Below are 13,220 nucleotides of genomic sequence, written 5' to 3'. Positions count from 1 at the left end.
TTGTATTGTACCACAATTCTCTCCTTAAGCAGTACTTCACTCTATTTTTCTTTTAAGGGAAAACATGCTATTCTTTTAGGCAGGAAATGTAGAAAATGAGGTCGATATATTATGCATTATGATGTTATTGTCATCGGCGGCGGGCCTTCTGGGCTAATGGCTGCAATCGGTGCTGCAGAAGAAGGCGCAAGTGTCTTACTTCTTGATAAAGGAAATAAACTAGGGCGTAAACTTGCGATTTCTGGTGGTGGTCGTTGTAACGTAACGAACCGTCTACCACTTGATGAGATCGTTAAACATATACCAGGAAACGGTCGCTTCTTATACAGCGCTTTTTCTATTTTCAATAATGAAGATATTATTACATTCTTCGAAAAGCTTGGCGTGCAACTAAAAGAAGAAGATCATGGTCGCATGTTCCCTGTATCAAATAAAGCACAATCAGTAGTAGACGCACTTTTAACACGATTAAAAGACTTAGGTGTAAAAATCCGTACGAATACACCCGTTGAAACAATTGAATATGAGAACGGTCAAACGAAAGCAGTCGTACTGCAAACTGGCGAAGTGTTAGAAACGAATCATGTCGTTATCGCTGTTGGCGGAAAATCCGTTCCTCAAACTGGCTCTACTGGAGACGGATACGCTTGGGCTGAAAAAGCTGGGCATACAATTACAGAGCTATTCCCAACAGAAGTACCAATCCTTTCAAACGAACCATTTATTCGTGATCGCTCCTTACAAGGTCTTGCTTTACGCGATGTTAACTTAAGCGTATTAAACCCGAAAGGAAAAGCTATCATTTCTCACAAAATGGACATGCTCTTCACTCATTTCGGCCTATCTGGTCCTGCCGCTCTTCGTTGTAGCCAATTCGTCGTGAAAGCACTGAAAAAGTTTAAAACGAATACGATTCAAATGAGTATCGATGCATTGCCAGAAGAAAATAGTGAACAACTATTCCAGCGCATGCTGAAACAAATGAAAGAGGATCCGAAAAAAGGAATTAAAAATGTATTAAAAGGTTATGTTCCTGAACGTTACTTCCTATTCTTATTAGAAAAGAATGAAATTGATGGCAGCGAACAAGCTGGACAAGTTTCTCACGAGAAAATTCGTGCACTTGTGAAAGACTTTAAAGAATTTACTGTGAATGTAAATGGTACGCAGTCAATTGAAAAAGCATTCGTTACTGGCGGCGGTGTATCCGTTAAAGAAATTAACCCGAAAGAAATGTCTTCTAAATTCACGAACGGCGTATATTTCTGCGGAGAAGTTCTTGATATTCACGGTTATACTGGCGGCTATAATATTACATCTGCTCTCGTTACTGGTAGAATTGCCGGAACAACAGCTGGAGAAAACGCGAAAATGCAATATTAAAAAAAGAAACAGGGCTTCCTGTTTCTTTTTTAGGTATATGAAATTATATCAGTGATTCTACAATTATATCGGCGATTCCTCGAATATATCAGCGTTTCTACAACATATATCGGCGTTTTCTTAAATATATCGACTTACCGACAAAGAACGACAAATATACGCTCCTCCTAACTTCCCATTGCTTTTTTGTTGCTTTATATACCTTAGTACCTTTATATTTTATATTGTTGAATATTTGAAAAAGGGTAAGGGGAAAAAATATGAGAAAAAAAGTCATGATGTCTTTAATGCTAATGACGTTTCTTTCTGCGGTAGAAGGAACGATTGTTAGTACAGCGATCCCTCGTATAACGAGTGATTTGTCAGGCGTCGAACTTGTTAGTTGGGTATATGCAATTTATATGCTTGCAACAGCTGTTTCGACTCCAATATACGGAAAGTTAGCTGATTTATTCGGCCGTAAAAAAGTTTTACTCATCGGAGCTACAATCTTCTTAATCGGTTCTGCGCTTTGCGGAGTCGTTACATCAATGGAACAATTAATCTTCTTCCGTGCTCTTCAAGGTATAGGTGCTGGTGCTGTTATGCCGATCACAATGACGATTATTGGAGACTTATATAGCGAAGCGAGAGACCGCGCGAAAGCACAAGGTTGGATGAGTGCCGTTTGGGGTGTATCGGGTGTTATCGGACCTTTAGTCGGTGGATTTTTAGTTGATTCTCTATCTTGGCGTTATATTTTCTTCTTAAACGTCCCATTTGGAATTATCGCTTGCTTAATGATCGCCATTTACTACAAAGAATCTATTAAGCCCGCTAAACACCATATCGACTATCTTGGTGCAACAGTCTTCTCATTAAGTACGATCGCTCTACTATATGCATTATTAACAGGTAGCAGTAAGCAAAACTGGGGCGACATAACAATTATCGGCCTATTAATCTTTGCCGTCGTTTCATTCATTATTTTCTTATTCATCGAGAAAAAATCTCCGGAACCATTAATTCCGCTAGCACTTTTCTCTAACCGTACATTATCTACAATAAACATATTAACGCTCATTGCTGGCGCAATGATCATTAGTATTACAATGTACCTTCCAATTTGGAGCCAAGGTGTATTAGGAAAAAATGCGACAGAAGCCGGACTTATTTTAATGCCAATCCCTGTTATGTGGACATTTGGCGCTATTTTCTCTGGTAACTTAGTAGGCAAATTAAAAACGAAACAAATCATTTTACTTGGAGCTAGCATTTTATCAGTCGCTACGTTCTTATTATTTACATTATCAACAAATTCACCATCGTTCCTTATTTATGTAGCAGTCGGATTATTCGGATTAGGAATGGGGCTTGTGACACCTATTTATATGGTAACAATTCAAGCAGCCGTACCAGCTCATACACGCGGAACAGCCGTTGGTTTAAACACATTTATTAATACATTTAGTCAAACGTTAGGTGCTGCAATCTTTGGCACAATCTTTAATACGATGATTCATGCACGCGGTATTCAAAACCTTGATCTTGTATCTGGTGGCGGACACGGAGGAACTACAGCAAACGTAGTAACCGAATCGCAAGAGGCATTAGCATCAAGTGTACACGTCATTTATATGAGTACTTTCGTATTAGCAGTATTTACACTAATTATCGCTTGGATTTTATTAAAGCCAGCTACTCAAACAAGTGAGCAATAATAAAGAGGATGACCATTTTGGTCATCCTCTTTTTACTCTTCATTCTCCACAATATGTTTCAGCATAGATAATTTATTATCCCAAAAACGTTCATAATATGAGAGCCACTGTTGTAATTCCTCTAATGGTTCTGGATGCAAACGATATATCTTCTCTCTTCCGCTTTTTCTTCCGCTTACTAAATTCGCTTCCGAAAGAATATGAAGGTGCTTTACAACCGCAGTACGACTCATCGGAAAATGATCCGTTATTTTGGAAATCGGTAACTCTTTATCACTTAATAACCGTATTACTTCTCGGCGGGTTGGATCAGCAATTGCTTGAAATACATCATATTTCGCTGCTGATGAAGACACTTAGCCTTCAACAACCTTTTTCAGTTTTTCATTTACAATCGCTACCCAGCCGCCACTCATTCTATCGCGAATAATAGAGCTCTTCGCATTCGCTTTCGGAAGAATTTCATCAGGATGTTTCCAGCCGCCGTGAATTAACGTAAATTCTGTTTTATTATCTCCTAGGTCTTTCAGATTAAATGAAACGACCCAGCCATCTGTATCCCATGAGAAAGATAGATGGTTTGGTTCATCAATTTCTAACACTTTACATGGTGATGGGCCAAATGGTGATTGCACATGAAATTCATGTCCTACCTCTAATACAAAATCATTCGGCATAAACCATGACGCAATCCCTTCTGCAGTTGATACTACATTCCATACTTTTTGAATAGATGCGTTAAAAACGATCGTTTGTTTAATATCAGTTAATGTATTTTGTTGTTCCATTTTCATTCTCCTTTATTCGGCAATTAAATATAACACCTTTTGGTTACACTTTGATAATATAACACCTTTTGGTTTCATGTCAACGCTAGTTATTTTTTATTGTTGAGAAATTCTCAACATTTTTTCAACAGGACAAACACCCTCTGAGCATTCCCTCATAATATACTCACAAAGGCAACAAAAAATAAAAACTTCTCTCAACATGAAACTCCATCATTCATCTTGAAAGAAGTGCCTTACGTATATCATGCGTATTTCGTCTCTCCTCCTTCCCTCAGGGACACTACGCGAGATATGAAAAATCAGAAGGAATATGCCCACCATTTGAGTAGGTAGTTATTTCTCTTCTCCTCAACATTTCCTTAGGAGCGAAATGACTACCAACTCACTTTTTTCAAACAAAAATAAAAAGGGGATGAAAGCTATGTTCTATTGCATTAATTGCTCTGACATTCACCATGAAAAACATCCGAATGATAAAGTATTCAAAAACGGTTTTTATATCGATCCATTTTTAGGTGATCGTTATCACCTTGGTATGTGTACAGATGCCCAAAACCATGAAACAGGGGAGCCTCTTTTAGCGAAAAAGAAATTAGGCACAACTCAATCTATTATGAACGTATTACCGACACATGTTGTCCCAACATAAAACATAAAAAAGAGCTGGCTCACCCAGCTCTTTTTTATGTTTTATAAACGATCATTGCTGAAAAACAATAAATTTGGTTTTCGTCATCATTAATGGAAACACCGACTTGGTACTTAATATCTACAAAATTACTATCATCAATCTTTTTCAAAAAAACATTTACAGCGTCTTCTAAGTCTTTTTCGTGACTTTCATCAAACACTTTCACACGAATCATGTTAACACCATCCTAGATCGCAGCCCTCCGCCGCTTGATTATTGCCACGGTGCGTATCTATGATGCGATAAAATTTTCCGTCTTCATATATATATCCGTCTTCTAACACATATTGTTTACCTTCAGTATAGACATAAAACTTACCTATCATAAATTTACTCGTATATAATTCCAAATAATCCGGTCTAAATTTAGCTACAACTTTATTTGTAATATCAATTCTTATTGTGCGCCCCACCTTCTCTCCCTCCCTTGCAAAGAACGGATTTAGGTATATTGTATTAGCGATTTTACATTTTATGCTTAAAAATAAGTGGATATGCCTTCTTTCTTCGTCTGTACTATTTTTCAAAAAAATCATCAATAAATAAGAGCAAAAAAATATATAAAAAAAAAGAGTTTTTACTTATTGACTATAATATCAACATTATGGTATTATATAAAATTTGACATTTTCACTCACTTGTGCTATCATTAAAAGTGGTTACCACATATGGAGGTGGATGATTTGTTTCAAATTGGCGATAAAATCGTTTATCCAATGAACGGCGCAGGAGTCATCGAAGCCATTGAAGAGAAAGAAATATTAGGAACAACACGTCAATATTGTGTGATACGTATCATTAGTAAAGACATGCAAATAATGCTTCCTATGGATCAATTACAAAAATCAGGTATTCGTTATATCGTAGATAAAGGTACATTAGATGTTATACTTCTTGAATTTCAAAACGGGGAATCAGACACATCACTTTCCTGGAAACAGAGATATACAATGAATATGGAAAAAATGAAAAACGGCAATCTGCAAGATAGCGCAGAAGTTGTTCGCGATTTACTTCGCCGTAATAAAGAGAGAGCATTAAATGCGAGCGAAAAACAAATGCTAGATAATGCACGCAAAATGATGATTAGCGAAGTTGCACTTGTGCAAAATGTTTCTGAACATCAAGCAACAGAATTTCTTCAAGATACAATTAATCATTAAATTTAAAATAGCCGACCGCTATTTTTTTTTGCAGAAAAAAGGACAAAGAGATAAACCTCTTTGTCCTTTTATATTACCCGCGACCTGCTTGAAACGACGGGTATAAAGTCATTCCACCATCTGCAAATAACGTAATTCCAGTTATGTAACTCGCTTCTGAGGAAGCAAGCCACGTTGCGACTGCTGCAATTTCTTCCGGCTTTCCAATGTAGCCCATCGGTATCATACTTTCTACGTCAGCACGTTTTTTAGGATCAGCAAACTTTTCTGCATTAATTGGCGTATTTATTGCACCTGGCCCAATATTATTTACTCGAATACCTTTTGGTGCATATTCTAACGCTAACGTTTCTGTCATCAGTTTAATACCACCCTTACTCGCCGCATAGTGCACGAATAGTGGCCACGGAATTTTCTCATGAACACTCGACATATTAATAACAGAACCTTTAATATCATGTTCTACAAAATATTTAATCGCTTCACGGCTTCCTAAAAAAGCACCTGTTAAATTTGTATTGATTACTTTATTCCAATCCTCTAACGGCATTTCATGCGACGGGACCGCGTTTTCTATCCCTGCATTATTAATCATAACGTCAAGCGTACCAAACTCTTTCACAGCAGATTGAATGAGGTTCACAACATCAGATTCAACTGTCACATCACCTTTTACAGCAATCGCTTCTCCGCCTACTTTTTTTATTTCTTCTAATACATCATGCGCTTCTGACTCTCGTGAGCGATAGTTAATTACTACTTTTGCTTTCTCCTTAGCAAACCGTACTCCCATCGCTCTTCCAAGACCAGTTGCTGATCCTGTAATAACGACAACTTTTCCTGCTAAATCACTATACATTTCAATACCCCCTTTAACTTTTTGCAACACCTAACATTATTCCGGCTGCGATAATAAAAACGATACCGACAACAATCCCCGTTAATTGGCGTTTCGTTTTTCTTTCACCTAATATAAGAATCCCGCCAAGCGTTGAAATAATAATTCCCATTTGCGATAGCGAAAAACTTGTTGCCACTCCAACACGCGGCTGCGAAATGAATAAAAACATATTTCCAGCTGCCCAAATTAATCCTGGGATAATATTTCTTAGTGCATATTTATTAAATGGATGATGTTTAAACGTAAGCAAAATGCCCCCTAACACCATACCAACTGCTTGTGGCAATAAAGCTGACCAACCATCTACGTTAAATAGTCTAATCACTACTACGTAAACTAAATAACCGACTGTTGAAATCAATAAAATGATAATGCCCCTTTTAAAATTCCCCGCCTGCTCTGCACTCTTTTCTTCTTCACTTTGAAGTGATGTTAAAATAACACCGATAATAATACAAACGAGAGCCAAAACACCAAGGACGACTGATATAGTCGTGGACCACTCATGAAATACGATGACTCCAAATAAAGTTGTCGCAACTAATTGCAGTCCTGTTGAAATGGGCATCGTTCTCGAAACGCCCATTAAATCAATACTTTTTAATTGATTCGCCTGACCAAGTGCCCAAAATAAACCTGACACAATTCCAACTCCAATAACAGTAGGAGTTAATACTGGCTTCATAAAAATATAAACAACAATCGAGAAAATAAGTGCCCCAAACGTTGTACCGAGCGTTTGACTATACGGTCCCCCGCCCAGTTTCACGTTAAATAGCACAATACTTCCCCAAAATATAGCCGGTAAAATCGCTAAAAGTATGTCCATCGCTCATTACCTTTCTTTACTAAATGTCATAAGTTATCACTCTGAATCATTAGAGTGAGCTTTTATTTTTTCTTTTTCCCGTTCACAAACTTTTTCTGCAATAGCACCAGAAACATTCTTTTCTCGCTCCACCTTCTTTATTTTTACGTGATCTAAATAATCTTCCAAAATAAGTGTAACTTTATCATTCGGCGGATTATGTGCACCTTGGAACGTAAGAAATTGTAGCGTAATTTCAAATCTAGGAACGAACTCACCGTTCTTACCGAGACGTTTTATATTTTTAACGGAAGCACATTCATACTGATCTTCTGTCACTTGTCTAATAACTGAATAGTACCTATTTGATAATGCACTCTCTAACAGCTGCTCCCTCGATTCTTTCGCAAAAGAATCACTTGGAGAAGAGAAAAAGATTGCACATAGCGTTGTAATAACTACACATATTTTTTTCATAACACCCTCCTTGTTCTATAAGTTAGTGTTCGCAAAACTTCCATAAAAAAACGACTTCCCTATGTAGGAAAGTCGTTTGAATGAATCCAATATTAACCACCGCTCACTGGTGGGATTAGTGCAACAACATCACCATCTCGGATCGTGTCATCCTCATTTGCGTATTCTTCATTAATCGCAACCATAGTTGATGCTGTCACTGGTACATTATATTCTTTAGCAACAACATCTTTTAACTCTGCAACCGTAATATTTTCTTTCTCTATTTGTAATTCACTTGTTCCTGCTTCCTCTTGCAAGTGCGCAAATAATAATACTCGAATCATACTTACAGCTCCTTCCCAGGCTCCCCTGCCGGATATGGCGTTTTTTCTAATTGATCACCAATCCATGAGTCTCCATCTTCCCAAAACTCCTTTTTCCAAATCGGAACAATTTGTTTTATGCGTTCCATAATGTATTCATTCGCCTCATAGGCCGCTTTACGATGCGGTGTTGAAACAGCAACAACAACCGCGATATCAGAAATTTGCAGTGTACCGATGCGATGTGTAATCGCAACGTGTGTACCTGGCCACTTCTCTTTCACTTCTGAGCCAATTTTCTCTAGCATCTTTTCTGCCATCGTTTTATAAGCGACATATTCTAAGTATAATGTACGACGCCCTTTCGTAAACTCCCTAACCGTTCCAATAAATGTTGTAACAGCACCGCATTCGCGGCGAATAACCTTCTTTGCTACCTCTTCAATCGAGATTTCTGTATCAATTACTTCATAATACGTATTTGTCATTTCGTACTCCTTACCGTTTGTATAAACCAGTCTATATACAACTCTTCTTCTGTTATATGAAATACTTTATATTCTTCTCGTAAGTTTGCAGGTTCATCATGCCACGTAATAACCGCTACTATATTTTCTACTTTATGTAAAAGTTCAACGTCTTCCGCAGAACGAAGTAATACTACTTTTGGATAGCTCTCTTTTTTATAGCCCTCTATTAAAATTGTATCCACTTCAAAAAACTCATATAAGCGAATAATTTCTTGCAAAGACCATTCCTCTCTTAATGACGACAGTGAAAGTAATCCAGCGCCTTCTACACTACTGACAACAGCCCCAGCCTTTTGGTGCCTTTCACTATCTTTTTGCGCTACTTCTGGAAAACCTCCGTGCCCGTGATGCTTAATTGTAGCAACTTTCATGTTTCGTTCAGCTAATGCATACACAATTTTCTCAACGAGCGTTGTTTTCCCGCTATTTTGATATCCTACTATTTGTAAGATTGAAGGGGCTTTGCCCATGGCCAATCACATCCCTCGTCGTGCTCTAACAATAATACAGATACTTTCATCCCTGCTTCAAATCCTCTCGTTCCTCCAGGCAACACAATAAAAGCATTCGCATCGGCGAGTGAAGAGACCGCACTCGATTTATCTAAACCGACCGGCATCGCTTGTAATGCCCCGTCTACGATTGTCACGTTTGCTCTTACAAAACGAGTAAACGGATTTGGCTTCGGAAAATCTTTTTGTAAAATAGCATCTGCTCTATATACGTGGGGTTCTTTCGCATACAAATATGTTTTTATAACCGGATGCACAAATAGCTCAAAGCCTACGTAGCAAGCTGACGGATTTCCTGATAAACCGAAAAGTAACTTTCCATCAACTTCAGCTACTGTCGTTACACTTCCTGGTCTCATCGCTATTTTATTAAAGAGTACATTCGCCTGTAATCTTTCATAAATAGCTGGCAAGTAGTCATAATCTCCTACCGACACACCGCCTGTTGTAATTAAAATATCAACCTCATTCATCGCTGATTGAACAGCTGCAAAGCATGCATCTAACTCGTCAGCAAGTTGGCCATAATAACGCACTTTCCCTCCGGCTTTCATAATTTGAGCGGCAATCATATACGAGTTACTATTTCTAATTTTCCCCGGCTGTAACGACTCGTGTACTTCTAACAATTCACTTCCTGTCGTCACGATACCAACAACAGGCTGTTTTACAACTTTCACAGTACTATATCCAAACGTCGCTAATAAGGCGGCAACACCTGGATTAATTGCAACACCTTTCTGAACGAGAACTTGATTTTTCTTTATATCTTCTCCTTTAAATGATACATTGTCACCACTATGAAAAGGACGCTTTACCTTCATATATGTTTTTCCGTTCTTCTCAAAACCTTCCGTCAACTCTAGCATTACGACTGCATTACAATCCTCTGGAATAGCTGCTCCTGTCATAATACGAACCGCCTGAAAATGTCCTACTTCTTCTGTAAAAACAGATCCTGCCCCGATTTCTCCTATTACTTCAAACTCAATCGCATTCTCTTGATTTGCTTCTTTCGTATCTTCTGCTCGAATCGCGAAACCATCGTAAGGAGAACGATCGAAATGAGGAACGTCATGATCAGAGATAACATCCTCCCCAAGAATTCTCCCGTAACTTTCCGTAATAGAAACCTCTTCTACTTCACCATTTTTCGCATATTCCATTACTCTCTCTACTGCCTCAGCAACTTGAATTGGAATTCGTTTTTCTATCATCGTTTCTCACCTCATATTTGCAATTTTTTTTATCTCGATTAAACTTTATATATTAAATAGAAATTACTTCAAGGAGGAATTCCATGTCTTCATTCACACACTTTAATGACCAAGGACGCGCGAAGATGGTTGATATAAGTGACAAAAAAGCAACCGTCCGAACAGCAATTGCGTGCTCTAGCATTGTCGTTACAAAAGAAATTTACGATAAAATCTCTCACAATGAAATTGGGAAAGGTGACGTATTAGCAGTTGCACAAATCGCAGGTATTATGGCTGCGAAACGCACTTCTGATATTATCCCAATGTGCCATCCTTTATTATTAAAAGGTGTTGACGTTTCTTTCGATTGGAAACAATCCGAAGAACAATATCGATTACTTATTGAAGTAAAAGTTAAAACAGAAGGTAGCACCGGTGTTGAAATGGAAGCTTTAACAGCCGCTTCCGCTACAGCTCTTACTGTGTACGATATGTGCAAAGCTGTTGATAAAGGTATGATTATTGGCGAAACTTACTTATTTGAAAAAACAGGTGGAAAAAGTGGAGATTATACGAGAAAGTCTTAATCTTCTTTCCGTTGAACCTAAAGGGCTCCCTTTAGGTTCAACCTATATATCTTGCATATAAGCGTTTTGCCATATTTATATCATTCGTCCCATGAATGAACGCCCTGCCATCTGTAAATAAAACAAAACGAAATTCCTCCACCGGAAATGATAATAAATACGGAGTAGCTTTTACATCCACACTTCTTTGTAAGCGCTTTTTAATTTCTTCTAAATTAAATTCATTCCGCACACCTGGACGGATTTGTACTGTATTTCGGCCACATAACACTTCTGTTTTTGTTTGTGCTTCAAATGTTAAACTCGGATATGTACGTAATCTTCCGCAAGATAAACATGTGTCTTTTTTCTGCCTATTCACTTTAAATGCCATCTGTTGATTATTCCAAAGATCAAACGATAACATCGTTTCGCGAAGTGCCCCATAGTCTTCTACTAATATTTTCAGCGCTTCCGTTATTTGATGCGCAACTACTAATTGTACTGCCGGCTGTATAATACCAGCCGTATCACATGTTGCCCCGCTCGCTGGATGTTCCATTAAACAGCGGAAACACGGTGTTTTTCCTGGTAAAATTGTATACGTTACTCCGTAGCTTCCGACACAACCACCATATATCCACGGAATATTATACTTTTGTGAAATATCATTAATAAGAAGACGCGTTTCAAAATTATCTGTCGCATCTAATATTAAATCTACATCATTCACTAGCTCTTCCATTTCTCGCACTGTTACATCAGTCACAACCGGATTTATTTTCACCTCAGAATTAATCGCTTGTAAATGCTCTGCTGCTGCTACCGCCTTTGGTTTATATTGCTTTGCATCTTCTTCTGTATATAATTGTTGCCTTTGTAAATTACTCCATTCTACATAATCACGATCTGCAATTGTTATTTTGCCAACACCTGCTCTAACAATTGCTTCTGCATTCGCTGCCCCGAGAGCACCAGCGCCGATAATAAGCACATGCTTCTCTCTAATTTTTCTCTGACCTTCTTCTCCAACACCAGAAAATAATATTTGTCTTGAATATCGCTCCTGCATACGATAGCCCCCTTTCTTATCCTCCTATATAAGACATTTCAATTTTCGGACGATTCTTTGCACTTTCTTCTGTCCGTTCATCCGAATACCTGTCTTTTCTATTCATCCATACATCTTGTATAACGCTTACTAACTCATCATCCGAAAGATTTCCTCTAAGAAGTTCCCTTACATCCAATCCTTCTGTCGCAAATAAGCAAGTATAAAACTTTCCATCTGCCGAAATTCTTGCTCTCGTACAAGAGGAACAAAATGACTCTGAAACAGAAGTAATAAAACCGACTTCGATATTTGTTCCAACGTAACGATATCGCTTCGCAACTTCACCGAAATAATGCGCTTCAGCTGGCTCAAGTGGATACACACTATGAATCATTTCAATTAATTCTTGCTTTGTAACGACTTGATCAAAGTTCCATCCATTTGTACTACCAACATCCATAAACTCAATAAACCTAAGTGTGATTCCTTGCTCTTTAAAATAAGCAGCCATCGGAAGTACTTGATGTTCATTCATCCCTTTTTTCACAACCATATTTACCTTTACATCAAGCCCGGCCTCTTTTGCAGCCATAATTCCCTTTATAACAGGTTTCGTATTGATATTCCGACCATTAATGTCCTTAAATACATCGTCATCTATTGCATCCAAACTAACATTTACTCTATGTAATCCAGCTTCTTTTAATGCTTTTGCTTGTTTCGTTAAATGAATTGCATTTGTCGTTAACCCTATATCTACTAACCCTTCAATTTTCACGAGACGAGCAATAAGTTTTGTTAAATCTTTACGCAGTAGTGGCTCGCCACCAGTAAGTCTAATTTTTCGTACACCGATGCTAACAAATAGTTTTGCCAAACGCTCAATTTCATCAAACGTCAGTAAAAACTCATCTTTCAAAAAAGCATAATCTGGCCCAAAAACTTCCGCTGGCATACAATATGTACATCTAAAATTGCAACGATCAATGACAGATATGCGCAAATCTTGAAGTGGGCGTCCAAAAAAATCTGTAACCATCTCCTGCATCGCCACCCTCCCTTTCTGTCAAATTTCTCTCTTTTCATTCTATTATAATATATTTTCGAACTGCGATGTTTTTGCTTAAGTGAATAAAGTGA

General features: G+C 37.9%; 18 protein-coding genes. 5 read left to right on the top strand and 13 right to left on the bottom strand.

Going from position 1 to position 13,220, the window contains the following annotated elements:
- Positions 1-111 precede the first annotated feature (111 nt).
- A complete protein-coding gene (locus tag ACSG5Z_RS08970) occupies positions 112-1,383 on the top strand; it encodes a BaiN/RdsA family NAD(P)/FAD-dependent oxidoreductase (protein WP_000558876.1) in 1,272 nt (423 codons plus the stop codon).
- A 260-nt stretch (positions 1,384-1,643) separates the two neighbouring features.
- On the top strand, positions 1,644-3,083 hold the full coding sequence (locus ACSG5Z_RS08965) for an MDR family MFS transporter (protein WP_001228003.1): 1,440 nt from the start codon (positions 1,644-1,646) through the stop codon (positions 3,081-3,083).
- A gap of 32 nt (positions 3,084-3,115) precedes the next feature.
- Here the strand turns inward: ACSG5Z_RS08965 and ACSG5Z_RS08960 are convergent, their stop codons facing one another.
- Together ACSG5Z_RS08960 and ACSG5Z_RS08955 are read right to left on the bottom strand one after the other, a co-directional pair.
- The gene (locus ACSG5Z_RS08960) at positions 3,116-3,439 is read right to left on the bottom strand and encodes an ArsR/SmtB family transcription factor (RefSeq protein WP_000098837.1); all 324 of its coding nucleotides are present in this window, start codon (positions 3,437-3,439) and stop codon (positions 3,116-3,118) included.
- On the bottom strand, positions 3,440-3,871 hold the full coding sequence (locus ACSG5Z_RS08955) for an SRPBCC family protein (protein WP_000437776.1): 432 nt from the start codon (positions 3,869-3,871) through the stop codon (positions 3,440-3,442).
- Between the two features lie 424 nt (positions 3,872-4,295).
- Here ACSG5Z_RS08955 and ACSG5Z_RS08950 point away from each other — a divergent pair, with 424 nt between their 5' ends.
- Complete coding sequence (locus ACSG5Z_RS08950; RefSeq protein WP_000498995.1) at positions 4,296-4,523, top strand: DUF3973 domain-containing protein; 228 nt, start codon at positions 4,296-4,298, stop codon at positions 4,521-4,523.
- Positions 4,524-4,557: 34 nt separating this feature from the next.
- Here the strand turns inward: ACSG5Z_RS08950 and ACSG5Z_RS08945 are convergent, their stop codons facing one another.
- Both ACSG5Z_RS08945 and ACSG5Z_RS08940 read right to left on the bottom strand, forming a co-directional pair.
- A complete protein-coding gene (locus ACSG5Z_RS08945) occupies positions 4,558-4,740 on the bottom strand; it encodes a sporulation protein Cse60 (protein ID WP_000621752.1) in 183 nt (60 codons plus the stop codon).
- Position 4,741: 1 nt separating this feature from the next.
- Positions 4,742-4,978 carry a DUF2553 family protein gene (locus ACSG5Z_RS08940; RefSeq protein WP_000533808.1) on the bottom strand — a complete coding sequence of 79 codons (237 nt, stop codon included), beginning with the start codon at positions 4,976-4,978 and terminating at the stop codon, positions 4,742-4,744.
- Positions 4,979-5,233: 255 nt separating this feature from the next.
- Between ACSG5Z_RS08940 and ACSG5Z_RS08935 the strand changes: the two genes are divergently transcribed.
- Entirely contained in the window at positions 5,234-5,728 is a 495-nt protein-coding gene (locus ACSG5Z_RS08935) for a CarD family transcriptional regulator (RefSeq protein WP_000451450.1), read from the top strand.
- Positions 5,729-5,801: 73 nt separating this feature from the next.
- Here ACSG5Z_RS08935 and ACSG5Z_RS08930 read toward each other — a convergent pair whose 3' ends face one another.
- The 7 genes from ACSG5Z_RS08930 to moeA all read right to left on the bottom strand — a co-directional run bounded on the left by ACSG5Z_RS08930 (position 5,802) and on the right by moeA (position 10,478).
- Positions 5,802-6,587: a glucose 1-dehydrogenase gene (locus ACSG5Z_RS08930; protein ID WP_435711318.1), complete on the bottom strand. Its 786-nt coding sequence runs from the start codon at positions 6,585-6,587 to the stop codon at positions 5,802-5,804.
- A 13-nt stretch (positions 6,588-6,600) separates the two neighbouring features.
- On the bottom strand, positions 6,601-7,458 hold the full coding sequence (gene glcU, locus ACSG5Z_RS08925; protein WP_435711317.1) for a glucose uptake protein GlcU: 858 nt from the start codon (positions 7,456-7,458) through the stop codon (positions 6,601-6,603).
- A 36-nt stretch (positions 7,459-7,494) separates the two neighbouring features.
- Positions 7,495-7,914 carry a DUF3888 domain-containing protein gene (locus ACSG5Z_RS08920; protein ID WP_435711316.1) on the bottom strand — a complete coding sequence of 140 codons (420 nt, stop codon included), beginning with the start codon at positions 7,912-7,914 and terminating at the stop codon, positions 7,495-7,497.
- A gap of 92 nt (positions 7,915-8,006) precedes the next feature.
- The gene (moaD, locus tag ACSG5Z_RS08915; RefSeq protein WP_000621775.1) at positions 8,007-8,240 is read right to left on the bottom strand and encodes a molybdopterin converting factor subunit 1; all 234 of its coding nucleotides are present in this window, start codon (positions 8,238-8,240) and stop codon (positions 8,007-8,009) included.
- 2 nt (positions 8,241-8,242) lie between these two features.
- On the bottom strand, positions 8,243-8,707 hold the full coding sequence (moaE, locus tag ACSG5Z_RS08910; protein WP_000185929.1) for a molybdopterin synthase catalytic subunit MoaE: 465 nt from the start codon (positions 8,705-8,707) through the stop codon (positions 8,243-8,245).
- Positions 8,704-9,219 (bottom strand): molybdopterin-guanine dinucleotide biosynthesis protein B, encoded by a 516-nt coding sequence (gene mobB / locus ACSG5Z_RS08905; protein ID WP_435711770.1) that lies wholly within the window; start codon positions 9,217-9,219, stop codon positions 8,704-8,706. Before mobB ends, moaE begins: the two co-directional genes overlap by 4 nt.
- On the bottom strand, positions 9,189-10,478 hold the full coding sequence (moeA, locus tag ACSG5Z_RS08900; RefSeq protein ID WP_137012314.1) for a molybdopterin molybdotransferase MoeA: 1,290 nt from the start codon (positions 10,476-10,478) through the stop codon (positions 9,189-9,191). Before moeA ends, mobB begins: the two co-directional genes overlap by 31 nt.
- Before the next feature lie 83 nt (positions 10,479-10,561).
- Between moeA and moaC the strand changes: the two genes are divergently transcribed.
- Positions 10,562-11,047, top strand: coding sequence for a cyclic pyranopterin monophosphate synthase MoaC (gene moaC, locus ACSG5Z_RS08895; RefSeq protein ID WP_000094144.1), 486 nt, complete (start codon positions 10,562-10,564; stop codon positions 11,045-11,047).
- 37 nt (positions 11,048-11,084) lie between these two features.
- On the opposite strand, the gene ACSG5Z_RS08890 is transcribed toward moaC, so the two are convergent.
- Together ACSG5Z_RS08890 and moaA are read right to left on the bottom strand one after the other, a co-directional pair.
- Positions 11,085-12,098 carry a molybdopterin-synthase adenylyltransferase MoeB gene (locus ACSG5Z_RS08890; protein WP_435711315.1) on the bottom strand — a complete coding sequence of 338 codons (1,014 nt, stop codon included), beginning with the start codon at positions 12,096-12,098 and terminating at the stop codon, positions 11,085-11,087.
- Between the two features lie 16 nt (positions 12,099-12,114).
- Positions 12,115-13,128: a GTP 3',8-cyclase MoaA gene (gene moaA / locus ACSG5Z_RS08885; RefSeq protein ID WP_087984854.1), complete on the bottom strand. Its 1,014-nt coding sequence runs from the start codon at positions 13,126-13,128 to the stop codon at positions 12,115-12,117.
- Positions 13,129-13,220: the final 92 nt, after the last annotated feature.

Origin of the sequence: Bacillus pretiosus (assembly GCF_051294775.1) — a bacterium.
Lineage (GTDB): Bacteria > Bacillota > Bacilli > Bacillales > Bacillaceae_G > Bacillus_A > Bacillus_A wiedmannii.
The sequence above is the reverse complement of the archived record's forward strand: the minus strand, read 5'-3'. Positions and strand labels throughout refer to the sequence as shown.